Raw genomic sequence first — 20,204 nt, forward strand, 5'->3', positions numbered from 1 at the left:
CGACCTTGGCGAGTACGGAAAAAGCGGCTGAATCCTGCCGGTCGCGGGCAGATGTTGTGGCGCGTGTGCGGCTGTGGCGGAGGCGCTGCCCGGCGGATGGCGGCGCTATGCACAAAATCTAAGCATGGCCGCAGCACGATGATCCGGCCACGGATGAACCGGCATACGCTGCGGGAATCGGCGCTTTCCTGGCGCGGGCTCGGCAGCGGGCCGGCACCGGGCGATGGCAGGCGAGGGGACGAAAGGCCCGATCAGGAGGTGATCGGGTGGAATCCCGCTGGATATGCACAATATTTAATCATATAAGATCATTTGATTAAAGAATAGGCATTTTGGCCCTTGCGGTTTGGGCGGAACGAGCCCGGAGGCGAGGGCAGGGCCGATCCCCTTCGCTTTCTCCCGGTGCGTTCTGCGGTCGCTTTTGAGGGAGGGGGTGGGTTTTCCGCCCATTGTCCATGAGCTAGAGTTTTTCAACAAAAAGGCGGAGGGCAACTCCGCATAAGAGGCAGGCGCCGCGCGGGGCGCGCATAGCAAGGGACGGGGAGGTCCATGGCGGATTTAGCAAAGAATTGGCCCGTGGCGGTGAATGCCGCGGCGGGGCTCGTGCTGGCCGGTTTCATCGGCTGGCAGTTCATCGGCGGCAGCAGCGAGGAAGGGGCGCCTGCCCGGCCAACGGTGGCCGAAGCGCCGGCCGAGGCCGGGCCGCAGGAAGCGCCGCGCGTCGAGGGCGCCATCGGCGTCGATCTCGAACGGATCATCAATGCCGATAGCGAGCCCGGCAACTGGCTTGCCCATGGCCGGACCTTTGACGAGCAGCGGTTCTCGCCGCTCGACCAGATCACGGCGGACAATATCGGCGAGCTGTCGCTTGCCTGGTCGACAGACACCTATACGACGCGCGGCCTCGAGGCGACGCCGATCGTGGTGGATGGCGTCATGTATCTCTCGCTCAACTGGGGCATCGCCATTGCGGTCGATGCCAAGACGGGCGAGGAGCTCTGGCGCTTCGACCCGGAAGTGCCGGGCGAGTGGGGCCGCTATGGCTGTTGCGACGTCGTCAATCGCGGCGTCGCGGTCTGGAAGGGCCGCGTCTATACGGCGAGTTTCGACGGGCGGCTTTTCGCGCTCGATGCGAAGGACGGTTCGGTCGTCTGGGAAGTGAACACGATCCCCGGACCGCCCTACACGATTACCGGCGCGCCACGCGTCTTCAACGACAAGGTCGTGATCGGCAATGGCGGCGGCGAGTATGGTGTGCGCGGCTACATCACGGCCTATGACACGGAGACGGGCGAAGAGGCATGGCGCTTCTACACGGTGCCGGGCGATCCTTCGCTGCCGCTCGAACATCCCGAACTCGAAGCCGCGGTGCCGACCTGGAAGGGCGGCGAGTGGTGGAAAGTCGGCGGCGGCGGCACGGCCTGGGACTCGATGGTCTTCGAGCCCGAGACGAACACGCTTTATGTCGGCACCGGCAATGGCTCGCCCTGGACGCGCGCAATCCGCTCGCCCGGCGGCGGCGACAATCTCTATCTCTCGTCGATCCTCGCGCTCAACGCCGATAGCGGCCGCATGAAGTGGTATTACCAGACGACGCCCGGCGACAACTGGGACTACACCGCGACGCAGCCCTTGATGCTCGCCGATATCGAGATCGACGGAAAACTGCGCAACGTCATCATGCAGGCGCCGAAAAACGGCTTCTTCTATGTGCTCGACCGCAACACGGGCGAGCTTCTCTCGGCCAATCCCTTCTCGACCGTCACATGGGCAAGCCATGTCGATCTCGAGACGGGCCGTCCTGTCGAAACGGGCGAAGGCGAATTCAACGACCGCACGGCCTTCGTGCTGCCGTCTGCCAATGGCGCGCATAACTGGCACCCGATGGCGTTCCATCCGGGCACCGGTCTCGTCTATATCCCGACACAGGATATCGCCGGTATCTATTCGCTCTCCGAACAATGGAAGCGCGACGGCGAATACGAGGTGAAGGAGAACTGGTGGAACACCGGCATCGACTGGACCGCCTATGTCGACGCGATCAACGCGCTGCCGGAAATTCCGATGGAGAAGGGCTATCTCAAGGCCTGGGATCCGGTGAAGGGCGAAGCGCGCTGGCAGGCGGAATATCCCGCGCCGCTCAATGGCGGTGTGCTGGCGACGGCGGGCAATCTCGTCTTCCAGGGCACGGCGGATGGCTATTTCCATGCCTACAAGGCGGATACGGGCGAGCGCGTCTGGTCGCAATATATCCAGACCGGCATCGTCGCAGCGCCCGTGACCTATACGGTCGATGGCGAGCAATATGTCGCCGTGCTTGCGGGCTGGGGCGGCGTCAACATCGTCTCGGGCGATGCGCGCACATCGGCGGCGGCGCGCTATGGCAATGAAGGCCGGCTCATTGCCTTCAAGATCGGCGGCGGCGGGGAGCTGCCGCAGCTCGCGCTCCGGGATCAGTCGATCCCGGAATGGCCGGCGCTCACCGCTTCGGAAGAAGAGGTGCGGCATGGCGAGATCGGCTATGCGACCTATTGCATGCTGTGCCATGGCGCGCTGGCGATTTCGCCCGGCGTCACGCCGGACCTTCGCCGCATGAACGAGAATGTGCGGGCGATGTTCGACGAGATCGTGCGCGGCGGCATTCTTTCCGACAATGGCATGGCAAGCTTCGCCGACCATCTTTCGGAAGAGGACGTGCAGGCGATCAAGTCCTATATCCAGAAGCGCGCGCTTGAAGACCGCGCGCGGCAGGAAGTCACGAACTGATCCTGCGGGAGCGGACGGAAAAGCCCCGGCAGCGATGCCGGGGCTTTTTCATTTGAGTAAGCGCTCGAGCGAGAGGGCGAGGGTCAGCAGCTTTTCCTCCGTATGGGGAGCGCCCTGCAGCATGAGGCCGATGGGCAGGCCCTTGTCGTCGATACCGCATGGAAGCGTGATCGCCGCGAGGCCAAGCTGATTGCCGATGGTCGTGTTGCGCAGTGCGAGCCGGTTTGCGCGGCCGTAAGCCTCGCCGCCGGCCTCAAGTTCCGCGATGGGCGGCGGCGCAATGGCAACGGTGGACAGGATCACGGCGTCGGCGCCTGCTGTCGCTGCAAGATAGCGCGTATTGATCTCGCGGCGCTTCAGGTCGCCGCGCACGAGATCGCCCGCCATCAGTCTTTCGCCCGCCATCACGCGATCAAAGACGGGACGATAGATGAGGTCTTCGTTCGCGGCGAGCATCTCGCCCCATTGCGCAAAGGCCTCGGCGACGAGGCGGCTTGCCTTCGGGTCCCAGGCAAGGGTGTGAACCTCGTCGAGTTCGGGCAGCGGATGTTCGACGATCCGCGCGCCGGCGCGGACGAGGCGGCGGACGGCATTGTCGAGGGCGGAGCGGATGGGCGGCTCGACGCTTTCCCAGACGACGCCGCCGGATGGCAGCCAGAAGGTGGCGCGCGAAAGATCGGCCGCATGGAGCTGGCGAGCCTCGCGTCCCTCAAGGAGGGCGAGCAACGCATTCGCGTCTTCCACATCTTTCGCAAGCGGGCCAACCGTGTCGAATGTCGGCGAGAGCGGCACGGTGCCGGTGAGCGGCAGGCGGCCTGCCGTGGTTTTCAATCCGACAAGCCCGTTCCAGGCGGCGGGAATGCGCACCGAGCCGCCTGTGTCGGTGCCGATGGCGGCGGGCGCGAGACCGGCCGCGACCGAGACGCCCGCCCCGGCGGACGAACCGCCCGGTACACGCTCGATCTTCTCGTCATGGGGATTTGCGGGCGTCCCGAATTTCGGATTGATGCCGAGGCCGGAGAAAGCGAGTTCCGTCATCGTGGTCTTGCCGAGTGCGACACTGCCCAGGCGCGTTGCGCGGGCAAGCACTTCGGCGTCCTGCGCCGGCATGCGGGATTTGAGCGCGAGCGAGCCGCCTGCCGTTGCCTCGCCCGCGACATCGAAGAGGTCCTTCCAGGACAGCGGCACGCCGTCGAGCGCATGGCGGCGCAAGCCCCGTTCCGCGCGCTCGCTTGCGGCTTCGGCTTCGGCGCGCGCGCGGCGCTCCAGAAGGCGCACATAGATGCGCCGGCCGGGGTCCATGAGGCTCGCGCGTTCGAGAAATTCTTCCGTCACTTCGCGCGGATCGGCCTTGCCCGACTCGAAGGCGCGGCCAAGTTCAAGTGCGGTCTTGTCTGCGAAACTCATCTGTCCTGCTCCTGCGAGGCGCAGAGTAGGCCGCGAGGCTCCTTGCGTCCATCCGCCACTTGCCTTTCGCGGCTGCCCGGCCGATCTTCCATGCCATGAAACCGGACAGCGACATTCTGATCGTCGGCGGCGGGCTTTCGGGCCTGCCGCTCGCGCTTGCCTGCGCGCAAGGGGGCCTCAGCGTGACGGTTGTCGATGCGCTCGATCCTGCGACGGCGACGGATGCGAAATTCGACGGGCGCGTGTCGGCGATTGCCTTTGCGTCCTGCCGGATGCTGGCGCAGCTCGGCGTGACGCAGCACCTCAGCGGACAGATGCAGCCCATCAACGACATCATGGTGTCGGACGGGCGGGTGCGCGAAGGGGCGTCTCCTTTCTTCCTCCATTTCGATCACAAGGAAATCGGCGACGAACCGCTTGGGCATCTGATCGAGAACCGGCATATGCGGATCGCGCTGCAGAAGGCGGTGACGGATCAGCCGCTGATCCGTTTGATCGCGCCGCAAAGCGTGAAGCGTGTGGCGTATGGCGCGCAGGCGGTCGCGACGCTCGGCAATGGCGAGACGGTTTCCGCGCGGCTCTGCTTTGCGGCCGACGGGCGCGGCTCGCCGGTGCGCGAGGCGGCGGGCATCAAGACGGTCGGCTGGGATTACGGGCAGACGGGCATCGTCTGCACGGTCGAGCATGAGGTGCCGCATGAAGGCGTGGCGCAGGAATATTTCCTCCCCGGCGGGCCTTTTGCGATATTGCCGATGGTCGGCAACCGCGCCTCGCTCGTCTGGACGGAAAAGACAGAGGATGCGAAGGCGATCCTCTCGCTTTCCGACGAAGCCTTCGCGGACGAGATGCGCGCGCGCTTCGGCGATTATCTCGGGGCCTGCGCGCCTGTCGGCCCGCGCTGGTCCTATCCGCTGACGCTGCAGCTTGCGCGCGACTATGTGCGTCCGCGGCTCGCGCTGATCGGCGATGCGGCGCATGGCATTCATCCGATTGCGGGGCAGGGGCTCAATCTGGGGCTCCGCGATGTGGCAGCGGCGGCGGAAGTCGTCGTGGATGCCGCGCGGCTCGGCCGCGATATCGGCGCGCTCGATGTGCTGGAGCGTTACCAGCGCTGGCGGCGCTTCGACAATGTGGCGCTGTCCTTGCTGATGGACGGGCTCAACCGCCTCTTCTCCAACGATATCGGCCCGGTGCGCCTTGCGCGCGATCTCGGGCTCGGGCTCGTGCAGCAGATCGGCCCGGCGCGCCGCTTCTTCATGCGCCATGCAGGTGGCGTGGTCGGCGATCTGCCGAGATTGCTCAGGGGCGAGGCGGTTTGACCCTCACTCCCGGCTCAGGCCCTGACGCTCCAGCGCGGTGAGGTAATCCGTCCAGAGCTTGTCGCTGTCGCGGCCCAGACGGTAGAGCGTGTCCCAGGTGTAGAGGCCGGTGTCGTGGCCGTCGCCGAAGACGATGCGGACCGCGTAATTGCCGACAGGTTCGAGCGCCACGATGGCGACATTGGCCTTGCCGGGCACGGTCTTTTTCTGGCTCGGCCCATGCCCTTGCACTTCGGCGGAAGGGCTTTCGACGCGCAGCAACTCGGCGGGCAGGCGGAAATGCGCGCCGTCATCGAAACTGACTTCGAGGATGCGTTCGGCTTTTTTCAGCTTGAGGCCGGTCGGCCAGGGCCCGCTTTCGGTCATTCCGCGTCACTCATCGTCGAGCGCGCGCGCCTCATCCGTCAGCATGATCGGAATGCCGTCGCGGATCGGAAAGGCGAGGCGGGCCTTGTCGGAAATCAATTCCTGCTTGTCGCGGTCGTAGCGCAGTGTCGATTTCGTCACCGGGCAGACGAGAATTTCGAGAAGCTTCGGGTCCACTTCCATTTTCGGCGCGGGCGCGCCTTCCTGTGTATTCGCCTCGGTCATTCGTTTCTTCCGTTCTATTGAACCGTCGCATCGCCGGGCGAAACCTCGCGCAGCGCCTTTTCGGTGAGGGCGATCAGCATCTGGTTGCGGTCTTCGAGCGTCTTCGCCTCGAGCAGCGCCTGTTTCTCGCGCGGGCCATAGGGGCTGATGGTGCAAAGCGAGTTCACCAGCGTCTCGTTGGAGGAAAGACGGATCGCGCGCCAGTCCGCCTGCAGTCCGTGCGTATCGAGATATTCCTTCAGGATTTCGAGGAGCCGCTCGCGGCTCACCTCCTCCTGCCCTTCGCCGGCGGTAAGGTCGCCCGCGAATTCGTCCCAGGCGATCTCGAACTGGCGATAGGGCGTCATGGCGGCAAGTTCGTTCTTCAACCGGAAGCGCATGATGCCCGTCAGCGTGATGACGATGCGGCCATCGCCCGTCTCCGCCCAGGAGGTAATGCGGCCCGCGCAACCGATGGCGCAGAGGGGCGGCGTCTTGCCCTCGATCTGCGAGGCGAGGATCGCCGCTTCGCCGTCCGGCTGCACCATGCCGATGATGCGCTCGGTGCGCATCGCGTCATCGACCATTTTCAGGTAGCGGGGCTCGAAGATGTTGAGCGGCAATTGTCCGCGCGGCAGCAATATCGCACCGGCAAGCGGAAAGACGGGGATCACCCCCGGCAGGTCACCCGTGCTGCGATATTGATCCGTGAGCCCCATATTGCGGCCTAGCTGAAAAGGATCGAGGAAAGGCGGCGCCTGCCGCTCAGCGTGATCTCGTCCTTCGGGCCATAGGCGTCGAAGAATTCGACAAGCTGCTTGCGGGCTGCCTGTTCGTTCCAGTTGCGGTCATATTCGATGCTGATGAGAAGCTGGTCGACGGCGCCTTCGCGGTCGCCGCGCGCATTGAGCGCGAGTGCAAGGTCGAAACGCGCCTGATGATTCTTCGGGTTCGCTTCCACTTTCGCCTGCAGTTCAGCGATGTCGCCGAGATCGCCCGCCTTTTCTGCAAGTGAGAGGGCGGCCTGAGCGGCGGCGATTTCGGCATCGCTGCGCGCATCGGGGCGCACCAGCGCCAGCGTCTGTTTCGCGCGGTCGAGATCGCCCGCCGCGATGTAGCAGCGCGCAAGGCCCGCCACGGCGGCGGGATTGCCCGGCTCTTCCTGGGCTGCCTGCGCAAAGGCCTGCGCGGCGCGCGAGAGATCGCCAGCGTCAAAGGCCTCGCGGCCGATTTCGATGAGTTCTTCGGCAGGTGAGGGGCCCGTGTCGCCGGCAAGGCGGGCGATGAAGGCCTTGACCTGGCTTTCCGGCATCGCGCCCATGAAGCCGTCGACCGGCTGGCCATTCTTGAAGGCGAAGACAGCCGGGATCGACTGGATGCGAAGCTGCTGGGCGATTTCGGGCTCGTCGTCGATATTCATCTTCACGAGCTTCACGGCGCCGCGCGCCGACCGGACCGCATTTTCGAGGATCGGCGTCAGCTGCTTGCAGGGGCCGCACCAGGGCGCCCAGAAATCGACCAGCACGGGCACATGGCGAGAGGCCTCGATCACGTCCTTGCCGAAATTGCGGGTCGTGGTATCGACGATGAGGTCGTCCGCGCCCGCCATGCTGCCCTGTCCGATGATCGGTTCCATCTGCCGTTCCGTTCTGTTCTGCCGGTCTTGCCGCCGCTTCGTCTCCATGAAGATGGAGCGGCGCGCTTGCGAAACAATGGTTTAGCGGGCGGCTGGCAAGGGCGCAAGGAAGCGCGAATTTTTGGTGACGCGCCCTGTATTTGCAGGATTGCCTCCCCATTTATGGAACGTCTTCGGGCGGCTTTTGGGGGAGGAATCCATGTCGCAGGCCTTGTTTCGCATTGTTGTCGCGCTTTCGGGCGCGATCGTGCTTCTGCTGGCGCTCAATATCGTGATGGGTGGCGTCGCCACCGCCGGCTGGCGCGGCGAGCGGCCCTTCTTCGCGGTGACGGATGATGAGCAGTTCCGGCTGATCGACAGCCATACGCGGTTTCTGGGCGGGCTTTTTGCCGCCACAGGGCTTGTGCTTCTTCTCGGCGCGCTCGATCCGCGGAAATATGCGCAGGCGCTCAATGTGGTCTTTATCGGGATTTTCCTCGGCGGCCTTGCGCGCTTTGCAAAGCCGGACATGGAAGCCTTCATGACCTCCGATGTGGGCACGGCGCTTGCGGCCGAGCTGATCCTCATGCCGGTGCTTGCCTTCTGGCTCAGCCGTCTCCGGCGGGGCTGACGGCGGCCTCTAGATCGAGGATCAGCGGGTCATGCCCGGTTTCCTTGAGGAATCTCAGGAAATCGGACTGGGAAAGCGCCGTCGTGGCCGTATTTTCGAGCGGATGATAGTTGAGCCGCTCATGGCCGAGCATCGGCGCGTCCAGCACCACAGTGACGCGGTGCTCGCGGTCGTTCACGAGCGCAAAGGGCGTGACCGAGCCGGGGCGGACGCCAAGCACCTCCCACATCAGCTCCGCATTGCCGAAGGAAAGCCGCGCCGAGCCGATGGGCTTCGAGAGGCTGTTCAGCTTCAGGTCGCGATGTTCCTCGGTGACGATGAGAAAGAGGCGGCCCTTCTTGTCTTTCAGGAAGAGGTTCTTGCAGAAGGCGCCCTCGCGCTCATGGGCGGCCCATGTGGCGCGGTGCGCCAGCGCCTCCTCAACGGTGTGCAGGGGCGGGTGGTCGCGCGTCTCGTGGGGGATGCCCTTTTCCGCAAGCCAGGCCAGGAATTCGGCTTTGGTGGTCAGTTTCGCTGCGCTCATGCCCCTTGATTGGCATGGGGAAGGGCGGCCCGCAAGGGCACGTAAATCCGCGCAATTCCGCTCTTGCAAAGGCTCAAACGATGGGTCATAACACCGCCCTCACAGCCGGTTGGCGCCTTTCGGGGCCTCGGACGGCTGACCTGGATGCGGGCGTAGCTCAGGGGTAGAGCACAACCTTGCCAAGGTTGGGGTCGTGAGTTCGAATCTCATCGCCCGCTCCAATTTGCAAAGCCGCCTTATGGGCGGCTTTTTCTTTTCGAGGTGTCCGATGATTTCCGGTTCCGCTCCCTGCCCCTGCCGTTCGGGCCTCGAATTCGGCCAATGCTGCGAGCCGTATCTTGCGGGTGCGAAGCTGCCGCCGACGCCGGAAGCGCTGATGCGCTCGCGCTATTCGGCCTTTGCGACCGGCAATATCCCCTATCTCGAAGAAACGCTGCTCCCCGGCACGCGGGACGATTTCGATCCCAAGGGTGCGGCTGAATGGGCGGCGGCAAGCGAATGGACCGGGCTTGAAATCCGCCACACGGAAGGCGGGGGACCGGGTGAGAACGAAGGCGTCGTCGAATTCGTCGCGCACTACCGGCAAGCGGGCGACGAGCGCGTCCATCACGAGACCTCGACCTTCAGGCGGCAGGACGGGCGCTGGTGGTATGTCGACGGGATCATGGGTGTGCGGCCGCGGCGCGCCGAGAAGATCGGCCGCAACGATCCCTGCTCCTGCGGCTCGGGAAAGAAATACAAGAAGTGCTGCGGCGTGGCCGCCTGACGGATTTTCCGGCGCTTCCCTGACTGGCCCTTTCATGCTCCACTTCGCGCCGCCGCTGCGCCACAGGCAGCCGGGCGAAGCGGGAGGATGAGACGAGTGGATGCCGTCGAAAAGGGGGGGGGCGATGAGCCCGTGCGCGTTCAGGTGCCAGGACAGGCAAGCGCACAACTGATTTCCGCTTCGGGCGGCGAGGCGGCGGACGGCAAGGGCCAGTGGAGCTGGGCGCTGTTCGAATGGGCGCGCAATCCTTATGTGATCCTCATCACGATCTATATCTTCTCGCCCTATTTCTCGAGCACGGTGGTGGGCGATCCGGTTCGCGGCCAGGCGATCTGGGGCAATATCAACGGCATCGCCGGTTTCTTCATCGCCTGTCTCGGGCCGGTGCTCGGCGCCATCGCCGATACGGGCGGCAAGCGCAAACCCTGGATCGTCTTCTTCATCGCGATCATGGTGCCGGCCATCTATGCGCTGTGGTGGGCGATGCCGGGCGAGGCGGGGCTTTCCATTCTCGCGATTGCCGCGCTGATCGTGCTGATTGCGGTCGCTTTCGAGTTCTCCGCCGTCTTCCACAATTCGATGCTGCCCGCCGTTGCGCCGCATGAGCGGATCGGATTTCTTTCCGGTCTCGGCCTTGCGCTCGGCAATGCGGGCGCGCTCATCATTCTCTGTTTCATGCTCTGGGCCTTCATGCTGCCGGGCAATGTCGACTGGGGTTTCGTGCCTGCCGAACCCCTGTTCGGCATCGACGCATCGGCGCATGAGAACAGCCGCATCTCGGGGCCCATCGTTGCGGTGTGGCTTCTCTTCTTTTCGCTGCCGCTGCTTCTCTGGACGCCGGATGTGAAGGGTACGAATGTGCCCATGAGGAAGGCGATTTCGCGCGGCATCGGCAATGTCATCGGCACGGTGCGGAAGCTGCGCCACTACAAGAACATCGCGATCTATCTTGCCGCGCGCATGTTCTACAATGACGGCAAGACGGCGGTGCTCGTGTTCGGCGGCGTCTATGCGGTGGGCATATTCGGCTGGGGGCCGCTCACGCTCACCATCTATGGCATCGTGCTGTCGGTCTTTGCGGTGGCGGGCGGTTTCTTCGGCGGCTGGCTCGACGATACGTTCGGTTCGAAGCGCGCGATCCTCGTTTCGATCGGCGGCACATGCGTCGGCCTCATTCTCGCGATTTCGATCACGCCGAACGAACTTTTCTTCTTTCCCTATGATGCGGCGGCGGCAGGGCCGATCTGGGATCTTCCCTTCTTCGCGACGCTGCCCGAACTCATGTATCTCATCGTCGTCATCATCGTCGCGATCTGCATCACGGCGGCCTATGCGAACAGCCGCACCATGCTTGCGCGCATTGCGCCCGTCACCAAGATGTCGGAATTCTTCGGCATCTATGCGCTGTCCGGCACGGCGACGGCCTTTCTCGGGCCGCTTCTCGTCGGTGTCGTCACGCTCATGTTCCAGAGCCAGCGCATCGGCTTTGCCTCGATCCTCATTCTTCTCGGGCTCGGGCTGGCGGGTATGCTGTTCGTGAAGGAAGAACGTGCGGAGGCGGTCGATTGAATGCAGTGATCGAGGGCGCGGTGCCGGAGCTTCAGCCGCCGCATGATACGGGCGGCAAGGAACCCGCCTCGAATGTCGCGCAAGGCGCCTGGGTTCTCTATGAATGGGCGAACCAGACCTATTTCTCGCTCATCACGATCTTTCTCTTTCCACCCTTCTTCACGCAGGTGCTGGCGGCCAATCCCATCGAGGGTCAGGCGCAATGGGGCTATGTGCAGGCAGTGGCCGGCATTTCGATTGCGCTCCTGAGCCCGCTTCTTGGCGCGATGGCCGATGCGGCGGGGCCGCGCAAGCCCTGGATCGTGGTCACCACGCTGATTTGTGCGGCGGGCTGTTTCGCGCTCTGGTTCGCGGTGCCGGGATCGCCGCTCCTTCCCATCATGATCTCCCTTGTCGTCGCCGCGATCGGCATGGAATTCACGATCATCTTTGCCAATGCCATGCTGCCGACCATCGCATCGGACCGGCGGATCGGGCTTCTGTCGGGCATCGGCATCGGCGTCGGCCAGCTCGCCGCCATCGTGGCGCTGGTGCTGGTGCTGATCCTTTTGCAACTGCCGGGCGAGGTGGAAGCCTCCTTCATTCCTTCAGAACCGATCTTCGGTCTCTCCAAGGAAGCGCATGAGACCGACCGCATCATCGGTCCGATCTCGGGCCTCTGGTTCCTCGTCTTCATGCTGCCCTTGCTCTTTCTCGTGCCGGACCAGAAGAGCCGAGGCATAAGCCGCACACAGGCCGCGCGGGAAGGTCTCACGCGCCTCATTGCGACGCTGCGCTCCGTCCGCCATTTCCGCAATGTCGGGCTCTATCTCTTTTCGCGCATGCTGTTCTATGACGGCATGACGGCGATCTTCGTTTTCGGCGGCATTCTCGCGGCGGGCATTTTCGGCTGGGGCGCGATGGAGATGGCCGTCTATGGCATCTGGGTGACGCTGTTCGCTGCCTTCGGCGCATTTGTCGGCGGCTGGGTCGATCTGAAGATCGGTTCGAAGCGGACGCTCGTCTGGTCGCTCCTTGGCGTCATTGCAACCTTCCTGCTCCTCCTCTCCTTCGACCGCGACCGGATCTTCTATGTCATCACCGTGCCGGTGGCGGCGGATGCGGGCGCCTTCACGACGCTTCCGCAGCAGCTTTTCCTTCTGACCGTCGGCTTCTTCGGGCTATCGGTCGGGCCGGTGATCGCATCGAGCCGCACCATGATGGCGCGGATCAGCCCGCGCGAAATGATGACGGAGTTCTTCGGTCTCTTCGCGCTGGTCGGCAAGGCGACGGCCTGGGTTGCGCCGCTCTTTATCGGCATCGTGACGGCGATGACGCAGAACCAGCGCTTCGGGCTGATGGTCGTCGTGCCGCTTATCCTGGCCGGTCTGATCGGCCTTCTCTTCGTGAAGGAAGAACGCGCGAGCGCTGTCGTTCATTGAGGGCGCTCATCTTCCGCTTCAATGGCGGAAGTGGCGCATCCCCGTCATGACCATGGCGAGACCCTTTTCGTCTGCCGCCGCGATCACTTCATCGTCTCGCACGGAACCGCCGGGCTGGATCACGGCGGTCGCGCCTGCTTCCGCCGCCGAGAGAAGGCCGTCGGCGAAGGGGAAGAAGGCGTCGGAGGCAACGACCGAACCGATGGTGGCGGGCGTCTTCTCGCCTGCCGCTTCCGCCGCATCCTGGGCTTTCCGCGCGGCGATGCGGGCCGAATCCACGCGGCTCATCTGGCCGGCGCCGATGCCGACGGTGGCGCCATTCTTCACATAGATGATCGCATTCGACTTCACATGCTTGCAGACGCGGAAGGCGAATTTGAGGTCGGCCATTTCCTGCGCCGCCGGGGCGCGCTTCGTCACCACTTTCAGATCGAGATCGTCGATGCGGCCATTGTCGCGCGACTGGACGAGCATGCCGCCCGCCACCGCCTTGAAGTTCAGGCCCGGCGCGCCCGCATCCGGCAGGCCGCCGGTGACGAGGAGGCGGAGGTTCTTCTTCGCGCCGATGATGCGGCGCGCATCTTCATCGGCGCCGGGAGCGATGATGACTTCGGTGAAGATACGGGCAATTTCTTCCGCCGTCTCGCCATCGAGAGGCATGTTCGCGGCGATGATGCCGCCAAAGGCAGAGACGGGATCGCAGGCGAGCGCCTTTCTGTAGGCGTCCGCAAGAGATGTGCCCGTCGCCACGCCGCAAGGGTTCGCATGCTTGATGATGGCGATGGCGGGGGCAATCTTCGGATCGAATTCGCCGACGAGTTCGAAGGCCGCGTCCGTGTCGTTGATATTGTTGTAGGAAAGCTCCTTGCCCTGAAGCTGGACGGCATTGGAGACGCCGGGGCGGTTCTCGCCGGACATATAGAAGCTTGCGATCTGGTGCGGGTTCTCGCCATAGCGCAGCGTCTGCTTGAGGCTGCCGCCAAAGGCGCGATAGGCGGGCGCCGTCTCGCCGATCGCATCGGCCATCCAGTTCGAGATCGCGGCATCGTAGGCCGCGGTGCGGGCATAGGCCTTCTGCGCGAGCTTCGTGCGGAGCGCGAGCGACGTGCCGGACTTGCCGCGGATTTCGGACAGCACCGCGTCGTAGTCCGACGCATCGACCACGACCGCGACATAGGCATGGTTCTTCGCTGCCGCGCGGATCATGGCCGGGCCGCCAATGTCGATATTCTCGACGCAATCGTCGTAATTGCCGCCCTTCGCCACCGTTTCCTCGAAGGGGTAGAGATTGACGACCAGCAGGTCGATGCCGCCGATGCCATGCTCCTTCATGGAGGCGGCATGGGCCTGATCGTCGCGGATTGCGAGGAGGCCGCCATGCACTTTCGGGTGGAGCGTCTTCACGCGGCCATCCATCATTTCGGGAAAGCCCGTCAGGTCCGACACATCCTTCACCGGCAGCGCCGCATCCTTGATCGCCTTTGCCGTACCGCCGGTCGAGATCAGTTCGACGCCCGCCTCGTGCAGCGCGCGGGCGAATTCGGCAAGCCCCGTCTTGTCGGAAACGGAGATGAGGGCGCGGCGGACGCGCTGGATATCGGCGGCTTCAGGGTAGGCTTTGGCGGTGGGCATTTCGGGGCTCCGGTGGGGCGGGAGGATGGCCGGGGCAATAGCATGAAGCGGCGAAGGGGCCAAGGCGGCAGGGGCTGGAATGGAATTGGCCCCATGAACTTTACCTCAGAGGTTATCGAAAGGCTGGCGCCGCGCGGCTAGGCTCACGGCCAACGCCCTGAAAATGCGAGGAAATTCCCATGAGTGCCGTGCCCGATATCTCCTATCTGCCCTTTGCCAATCTGCTCGGGATCGAGCTTGAGGAGGCAACGCCCGACCGCGTGGTGGCTAGGTTGACGGTGCGGAAAGAGCTTTGCACCGTGCCGGACATTCTTCATGGCGGGGCGATCATGTCGTTTGCGGACACGGTGGGCGCGGTGGCGACCGTGCTCAACCTCAAGGGCGGGGCCACGACGACGACGGTCGAGAGCAAGACGAATTTCCTCGCGCCCGTGCCGGTGGGCGATGTGGCGACGGCGACCTGCGAGCCCTTTCACAAGGGCGGGCGGCTGATGGTCTGGCAGACGAAGATCACGCGGGGCGACGGGCGACTCTGCGCGGTGGTGACGCAGAGCCAGATGGTGCTGGAGCCGAAGAAGAAGCACTAGCTCACTCGCCCGGCGGCAGGTCGAGATCCGGCAGCTCCGGCAGCAATTCGTCTTCGCGTTTCGTATGGCCGGCATTGCGCGTCGAGAGGCGGCGCCATGCCCAATTCACGCGGGCTTCACCGCGGAAGACGCGGCCTGCAACGACGATCTGCTCGGCGCGGCGGGTCGTGTCGCCGGAACCGAGATAGACGCTCTCCTCGATCGCGATTTCGCATTCGCCGCCGCCCGAGCGGGCGCGGAACTGCCAGCCATCGCCATTCGGCAACAGCACCAGCACATTGGTGCGGTCATGGGCAAGCGACACGCGCGCATCCGGGTGGATATGGAAGCGGATGGTGAAGTCCGGGTCTTCTTCCGGCTTTGCCCAATAGCGGCGCTGCCAGAAACGGGCGGGGCGCTGGCTCACCGTTTCGAGCCTGTCCTCGCCGCGCAGATCCTCGCCCGTTGCGGAGAGGAAAAGGCGGCGGCAATGGCGCAGGCCGAACAGGCCCACATAACCGTCATGGGCGGCCTCGAGCCAGATGCCCGCCTCGTTCTCGTTGCGGCGGCTTTCGACCTCGACAGGGCCTTCCATGATGCGCGCGCCGAGCAATGTGCGCGAGATTTTTCCCTTCAGCATCCGCGCCGAGGATGTGTCGGCAAGGACGAGCGTCGAATGGGCGGCAGTGGCGCGGCTCGCGGCCTCCCAGTCGGGGCCGAGCACTTTCGTCGCGCCGCAATTCACGATCATGCGGGCGCGGCCCGTGCTCATCTCGAAGGCGAGGCAGCCGGCATGGGCTTCATGGCTGAACGGGCCCGGCGGCGGTGCGCCCGTATCCATGACGAGGCTTGCGGGCCCCGCGGCCAGGCGCTGATAGCCCGAATGCGGCGCAAGACCGAAAGGCTTTCCCTTCGTGTCGTCGCGCTCCAGCACGGCGTCGATCGCGCCTTCCGGTCCTTCGGTCGAACCGTTGAAAAGCGCCAGCCGCCCGTCGCCGTGGCGGAAGAAGCGCAGCATCGGCGTCATGCGGTCGATTGCATCGCGCACCGGCTTCGGCACTTCGATGCGCCGCGCGGTGAGTGCATCGCGCAGCGACAGAAGATCGAGCAGGATCGAAAGCTGCGCCGAAGGATTGCGGCTCACATGGCCACCATCGGCGAGGATCTGCCGGTCGAGTTCGCGGCAGAGAAGCGCCACGCCTTTCTTCAGCCGCTTGTGACCTTCGGACAGGCAGAGACCGGAAAAGGCAAGGCCCAGCGCGGCGGTGATGCGCGGCTCGCCCGCCGGTGCGATGGCGGCGACGCGGGCAAGGTGACGCGCCTGCCGCGCCATGTTGCGCAGCAGCGTCGAGCGGTAGACGAGGTCGGTGCCGTCGATGATGAGTGCGCCGTTTGCGACCCATGACATGAGCCGGCGTCCGATCACCTGCGGCCGCCAGGCGATGTCGTGCCAGCGGCCTTCGGCCGCGATCCAGCTTGCGACAAGTTCCTGCGCATGGCGGCGCGCGGTATCGCCATTATTCGCGTCATGCGCCGTGGTGAAGTGGCGCAGCCAGGAAAAGCCGTGCAATTCCTCCGACCAGCGCTCGCTTGGCGGATCGGCGGCGAAAGGCGAGGAGCCGCCCGGCGCGCGGACCTGACCGCCCGGCAGAAACCAGCGGCCCTGAAAGAGAGCGTCTGCCGCGCTGGCGCGTCCGGGGCGCAGTTCCGGCGGATAGAGCACCATATGGTCGGGCATCGGCCCACGCAGCGTCTGGCCATAGACCCAGGTGTTGAAGATGCCGGCAAGGGCGGCGTCGCGCGTGCGGGTGAGGGCAGCGCCTGCGAGGTCGATCAGCCGGTTGCCGGACGCGGTGCGCCGTGGAGCGGCCGCTCCCTTCTGTTCCGATCTCGCCAGCGCCTCGGCCATTCGAGAGGCCCTTTCTTCGCGCCCTGATTCAGGCGCCGCCGCGCAATGCCGCGATGTTCTTCGCATAGGCGGCGGGACCGCCCTTGAAAGTTGCCGTGCCGGCGACGAGCACATTGGCGCCGGCCGCGATGGCGCGGGGCGCCGTTTCGAAATTAATGCCGCCATCGACTTCGAGTTCGACCGCAAGCCCTTCCGCATCTATCCGCTTACGGATGGTTTCGATGCGGGCGAGCTGGCTTTCGATGAAGCTCTGGCCGCCGAAGCCGGGGTTCACCGACATGACGAGCACAAGGTCGATATCGCGGAGAAGCGGCCAGAGAAATTCGAGCGGCGTGCCGGGATTGAGCGAGAGGCCGGCCTTGCAGCCCGCCGCCTTGATCGCCTGGATGGTGCGGTGGGGATGGGGGCCCGCCTCCGGGTGGAAGGTGATGATATCGGCGCCCGCCTTCGCAAAGCCCTCGATATAGAGGTCAACCGGCGAGATCATCAGATGGACGTCGAAGACCTGGTCCGAATAAGGCTTGATCGCCTTCAGTACGTCCGGGCCGATGGTGATGTTCGGCACGAAATGCCCGTCCATCACATCGACATGGATATAGTCGGCGCCCGCTTCCGTGATCGCGCGCACTTCCTCGCCCAGCCGGGCAAAGTCGGAGGCGAGAATGGAGGGGGCAATCTTGACGCTCGGTTTGCCGCTCATCGTTCAAAGCTCTTGTGGTAGTGACCGCCCGAGCATACTGCATTTTGCGGCGCGGGCCTGCTCATTCAGTGATTAACAGCAAGCCTCACGAGGCGCAAGAATCCGCGTTTGCGGAAAGCGCGGCGTCGAACTCGGCGGCCAGCCGCTCGAGCGGAATGCGCCCATGTTCCGGCCCGCCATAATCCTGCGCCCAGACGGTCTGGAGGAAGGGAGTCCGCGGTGCATATTTCGCGGGCGAGTGGCGGCCATAGAGCAGGATCAGCGGAATACTGGAGATCGCCAGCATATGACCGAGGCCGGAATCATTTGCGACCGCGACATCGAGGCGGCGGCCGAGCGCGGCGACGAGAATGGGTCCCCGGGGGCCGCCCGACGGCGCCTCGTCTTCGGGAAAGAGGGCGGCGGGCAGGGCGGCGCGAATTTCCGCCGCCATGTCGCGCTCGCTCGGGCCGATGAAGAAGACCGGGCGGCGCCCCTTCGCTTCGGCGTGGCGGGCGAGCGCGATGAAGCGCTCAAGCGGCCAACGCTTGGTCAGGTCGCCCGAGCCCGGCGCAAAGCCCGCATAGTGCGCGCCCGCAGGCAGGAGCTTCTGTGCGAGCGCCGAATAGTCTTCCGGGATCGCGACGGCGCCTTCCGCGCCTTTCGTCCGGCCAAGCGAGGCGAGGTCGAGAAGGCGCATCAATCCGTCCGCGAAATGGGCAGGCTTCTTCCTCGTCCACCGCGGATCGATCGCCGGCGGCTTCACGCTGGAAAGGAGGTAGTCGGCGGCGGGTGCGATGAAGATGCGGGGCCGCAAGGCGCGTTTCACGGCGAGCGCGCGCCAGATGTTTGTCTGTGTGTCGATCAATATGTCGATATCGCCGGTGCCGATCCGGAGCGGCTTCAGTATTTCGCGCGGCGACATTGCAAGCCCGGTTTCCTCGATCACGCGGTTGAGACAGGGCGCGACCAGCTCCTTCAGGACACCGGCATAGACCGTCTTGCCCGTCGTGATCCAGATGATTTCCGCCTGCGGGAAGGTCTCTCTCAGGGAACGGACGAACTGCAGCTTGAAGAAGCCGTCGCCGAGAAGCTCGGCGCCGGAATAGACGGCGATGCGCCTCGCTTCGCCGGCCTGTTTCATGCGGGCTTTCGATAGGCGACGAGCGTCGTGCCTTTCAGATGCGCCAGCGGCAATTCGCGGCCAAGCTCGTTCAGCGCCTTGTAGACCCCGGGGCAGCGCGGCGAATAGTCATGCCACAAGACGAAGCCGCCAGGCGCCACCATGCGCAGCGCCTTTGCGCTGTCGCTCTTCACATAGGAATAGGAATGTGCGCCATCGACGAAGATGAGGTCGACCTTGCCTTCATAGGGCGCTTCGTCGAACTTCGCGCTGTCGCCGAAATGCTGCGCAACCTTGTGCGCGACCGGCGTGTCCTCATAATAGAACTTGTCGTAGCGCGACTCGCCAAGCGCGATCTGCTTCCATTTCTCCGCATCGGGATCATCGGCGTTGAACTCGGCGTCTCCCGTGCCGTCGTCGAAATAGGTCAGCGTGTCGATTTTCGCATCGCCGGGTGCATTGCGGGCAAGCACATAGGTGGTGCGCCCGGTCGCCGTGCCGAATTCGAAGATGCGTCTCGCCTTCTTTGCCAGCGCGCCGAGCACCCATGTCTCGGTGTCGTTGATGCTTGCCAGCGCACCGGACTGGCCGATAAAGGCAATCTCGGAATCGCGGTTCGGCCCGAGGCCCGTCGACTTGAAAATATCGTTCCAGCGGTCGATGGCGACATGGGGCACGGGCGGCTTGCCGAAATTCGGCCTGAGCTTCATGCGCACACGCTGGCGGAGCGCAAAGCTGAGCGTGGCCGCAAAGGCGGCCGCAAACAGGATGGTCAGGGCCACAAGCAGCCAGAAGAGAAATGGTGAGACCGACATTCATGCCCTCAAGCGTGGTGCCGGGCGGCGCTCACCGCCCGGTCATTGCGCAAAATACCGGCGCGGCGGCAAAAGAGAAAGCCCCCGAATGACCGGGGTTCAGAGCTTGCGGGCCAGCACCTTGAGGCGCGACTTGGTGCTCCAGATGAAGCGGATCACCTCGAAACCGTGGCCGGTGAGGAAGCGGCGCATCGCATCCTTCGTGAAATAGTGAAGATGCTGCGGCGGGAAGACTTCATGCCATTTGGTGAAATCGCGCGGTACGCGCCAGTGCCCTGCATCGGGCGTCGTCAGATAGAGCAGCGCGCCGGGCTTCAGCCGCATTTTCATAGCCTCGAGATAGGCATGCGGGTCCGGCAGATGTTCGACCACCTCGATCATGAAGGCGAAGTCGAAATCCTTCCAGCTCTCCGGCAGGCTTTCCGGGGCGCCGGCGTGATAGTGACCGCGCGGATAATCATGGCGCGCGATGCCGACGCTCTCCTCGTCGATATCGACGCCATAGGCATCGAGGCCGAGCCGCGTTGCCGCTTCCACCGCCGTGCCGATATTACAGCCGAAATCGATGAAGCGGGTGCCGGGCGCGAGGTGGCGGTACCGCCTGATCTGCTTCATGGCGCGCAGCACCTTGCGCTCGGCTTTCGCTGCGTAAAGCTTGTTCGAGGAATATTTCTCGTAGATCGCCGCTATCTCGGAAAGCGGCGGCGTCGGATGAACGAAGTGAAGGCCGCACGTCATGCAGCGGAAAATGCGGTAGCCGGAGGAAATGCCCGCCGGGCGGAAGGTGCCGCCGCCGCAGATGATGCAGGCGGTGGGCTCCACGGCCGCTTCGTTCGATCTTGTTTCTGTCTGCGTCACTTGATGCCGTCCGAAAAGCTCGCGCCAGACTGACG

19 protein-coding genes and 1 tRNA gene are annotated in these 20,204 nt (G+C 64.5%); 8 read left to right on the plus strand and 12 right to left on the minus strand.

The window, feature by feature from the left end:
* The first annotated feature begins 549 nt into the window (after nucleotides 1–549).
* A complete protein-coding gene (locus ACK4FH_RS04830; RefSeq protein ID WP_409811474.1) occupies nucleotides 550–2,766 on the plus strand; it encodes a PQQ-dependent dehydrogenase, methanol/ethanol family in 2,217 nt (738 codons plus the stop codon).
* 48 nt (nucleotides 2,767–2,814) lie between these two features.
* On the opposite strand, the gene ACK4FH_RS04835 is transcribed toward ACK4FH_RS04830, so the two are convergent.
* Entirely contained in the window at nucleotides 2,815–4,173 is a 1,359-nt protein-coding gene (locus ACK4FH_RS04835; protein ID WP_409811475.1) for an amidase, read from the minus strand.
* Between the two features lie 95 nt (nucleotides 4,174–4,268).
* Between ACK4FH_RS04835 and ACK4FH_RS04840 the strand changes: the two genes are divergently transcribed.
* On the plus strand, nucleotides 4,269–5,492 hold the full coding sequence (locus ACK4FH_RS04840) for an FAD-dependent monooxygenase (RefSeq protein WP_409811476.1): 1,224 nt from the start codon (nucleotides 4,269–4,271) through the stop codon (nucleotides 5,490–5,492).
* A 3-nt stretch (nucleotides 5,493–5,495) separates the two neighbouring features.
* On the opposite strand, the gene ACK4FH_RS04845 is transcribed toward ACK4FH_RS04840, so the two are convergent.
* Genes ACK4FH_RS04845 through trxA form a run of 4 tightly spaced genes read right to left on the minus strand, consistent with a single transcriptional unit; the run spans nucleotide 5,496 to nucleotide 7,698 of the window.
* Nucleotides 5,496–5,858, minus strand: a complete 363-nt coding sequence (locus tag ACK4FH_RS04845) for a gamma-butyrobetaine hydroxylase-like domain-containing protein (protein ID WP_409811478.1) — start codon at nucleotides 5,856–5,858, stop codon at nucleotides 5,496–5,498.
* Between the two features lie 6 nt (nucleotides 5,859–5,864).
* On the minus strand, nucleotides 5,865–6,083 hold the full coding sequence (locus tag ACK4FH_RS04850; RefSeq protein WP_409811480.1) for a Trm112 family protein: 219 nt from the start codon (nucleotides 6,081–6,083) through the stop codon (nucleotides 5,865–5,867).
* A gap of 14 nt (nucleotides 6,084–6,097) precedes the next feature.
* Complete coding sequence (locus ACK4FH_RS04855) at nucleotides 6,098–6,781, minus strand: LON peptidase substrate-binding domain-containing protein (RefSeq protein ID WP_409811481.1); 684 nt, start codon at nucleotides 6,779–6,781, stop codon at nucleotides 6,098–6,100.
* An 8-nt stretch (nucleotides 6,782–6,789) separates the two neighbouring features.
* A complete protein-coding gene (gene trxA, locus ACK4FH_RS04860; protein WP_409811482.1) occupies nucleotides 6,790–7,698 on the minus strand; it encodes a thioredoxin in 909 nt (302 codons plus the stop codon).
* Between the two features lie 199 nt (nucleotides 7,699–7,897).
* On the opposite strand from trxA, the gene ACK4FH_RS04865 reads away from it, so the two are divergent.
* Nucleotides 7,898–8,308 (plus strand): DUF4345 domain-containing protein, encoded by a 411-nt coding sequence (locus ACK4FH_RS04865; RefSeq protein ID WP_409811483.1) that lies wholly within the window; start codon nucleotides 7,898–7,900, stop codon nucleotides 8,306–8,308.
* Here the strand turns inward: ACK4FH_RS04865 and ACK4FH_RS04870 are convergent.
* Nucleotides 8,286–8,831 carry a prolyl-tRNA synthetase associated domain-containing protein gene (locus ACK4FH_RS04870; protein ID WP_409811484.1) on the minus strand — a complete coding sequence of 182 codons (546 nt, stop codon included), beginning with the start codon at nucleotides 8,829–8,831 and terminating at the stop codon, nucleotides 8,286–8,288. The two genes, ACK4FH_RS04865 and ACK4FH_RS04870, sit on opposite strands and share 23 nt — an antisense overlap.
* A 146-nt stretch (nucleotides 8,832–8,977) precedes the next feature.
* On the opposite strand from ACK4FH_RS04870, the gene ACK4FH_RS04875 reads away from it, so the two are divergent.
* The 4 genes from ACK4FH_RS04875 (at nucleotide 8,978) to ACK4FH_RS04890 (ending at nucleotide 12,587) form a co-directional block, all read left to right on the plus strand.
* A tRNA-Gly gene (locus tag ACK4FH_RS04875) sits at nucleotides 8,978–9,052 on the plus strand.
* Between the two features lie 47 nt (nucleotides 9,053–9,099).
* Complete coding sequence (locus ACK4FH_RS04880; RefSeq protein WP_409811485.1) at nucleotides 9,100–9,597, plus strand: YchJ family protein; 498 nt, start codon at nucleotides 9,100–9,102, stop codon at nucleotides 9,595–9,597.
* 96 nt (nucleotides 9,598–9,693) lie between these two features.
* The gene (locus ACK4FH_RS04885; RefSeq protein WP_409811487.1) at nucleotides 9,694–11,166 is read left to right on the plus strand and encodes an MFS transporter; all 1,473 of its coding nucleotides are present in this window, start codon (nucleotides 9,694–9,696) and stop codon (nucleotides 11,164–11,166) included.
* Nucleotides 11,167–11,171: 5 nt separating this feature from the next.
* Entirely contained in the window at nucleotides 11,172–12,587 is a 1,416-nt protein-coding gene (locus tag ACK4FH_RS04890; RefSeq protein ID WP_409815156.1) for an MFS transporter, read from the plus strand.
* 18 nt (nucleotides 12,588–12,605) lie between these two features.
* On the opposite strand, the gene purH is transcribed toward ACK4FH_RS04890, so the two are convergent.
* Entirely contained in the window at nucleotides 12,606–14,219 is a 1,614-nt protein-coding gene (purH, locus tag ACK4FH_RS04895) for a bifunctional phosphoribosylaminoimidazolecarboxamide formyltransferase/IMP cyclohydrolase (protein ID WP_409811488.1), read from the minus strand.
* A gap of 179 nt (nucleotides 14,220–14,398) precedes the next feature.
* On the opposite strand from purH, the gene ACK4FH_RS04900 reads away from it, so the two are divergent.
* Nucleotides 14,399–14,806: a PaaI family thioesterase gene (locus tag ACK4FH_RS04900; protein ID WP_409811489.1), complete on the plus strand. Its 408-nt coding sequence runs from the start codon at nucleotides 14,399–14,401 to the stop codon at nucleotides 14,804–14,806.
* A gap of 1 nt (nucleotide 14,807) precedes the next feature.
* On the opposite strand, the gene ACK4FH_RS04905 is transcribed toward ACK4FH_RS04900, so the two are convergent.
* The 5 genes from ACK4FH_RS04905 to ACK4FH_RS04925 all read right to left on the minus strand — a co-directional run bounded on the left by ACK4FH_RS04905 (nucleotide 14,808) and on the right by ACK4FH_RS04925 (nucleotide 20,169).
* Nucleotides 14,808–16,694: a heparinase II/III family protein gene (locus ACK4FH_RS04905; RefSeq protein WP_409811491.1), complete on the minus strand. Its 1,887-nt coding sequence runs from the start codon at nucleotides 16,692–16,694 to the stop codon at nucleotides 14,808–14,810.
* A 28-nt stretch (nucleotides 16,695–16,722) separates the two neighbouring features.
* Nucleotides 16,723–17,394 (minus strand): ribulose-phosphate 3-epimerase, encoded by a 672-nt coding sequence (gene rpe, locus ACK4FH_RS04910; RefSeq protein WP_409811492.1) that lies wholly within the window; start codon nucleotides 17,392–17,394, stop codon nucleotides 16,723–16,725.
* 85 nt (nucleotides 17,395–17,479) lie between these two features.
* A complete protein-coding gene (locus tag ACK4FH_RS04915; RefSeq protein WP_409811494.1) occupies nucleotides 17,480–18,517 on the minus strand; it encodes a glycosyltransferase family 9 protein in 1,038 nt (345 codons plus the stop codon).
* Nucleotides 18,514–19,311, minus strand: a complete 798-nt coding sequence (locus ACK4FH_RS04920; protein ID WP_409811496.1) for an O-methyltransferase — start codon at nucleotides 19,309–19,311, stop codon at nucleotides 18,514–18,516. Before ACK4FH_RS04920 ends, ACK4FH_RS04915 begins: the two co-directional genes overlap by 4 nt.
* A gap of 99 nt (nucleotides 19,312–19,410) precedes the next feature.
* On the minus strand, nucleotides 19,411–20,169 hold the full coding sequence (locus tag ACK4FH_RS04925) for a class I SAM-dependent methyltransferase (RefSeq protein ID WP_409811498.1): 759 nt from the start codon (nucleotides 20,167–20,169) through the stop codon (nucleotides 19,411–19,413).
* Nucleotides 20,170–20,204 lie beyond the last annotated feature (35 nt).

The sequence above is a fragment of the Parvibaculum sp. genome (assembly GCF_046297875.1).
In the GTDB taxonomy this organism is placed as follows: domain Bacteria; phylum Pseudomonadota; class Alphaproteobacteria; order Parvibaculales; family Parvibaculaceae; genus Parvibaculum.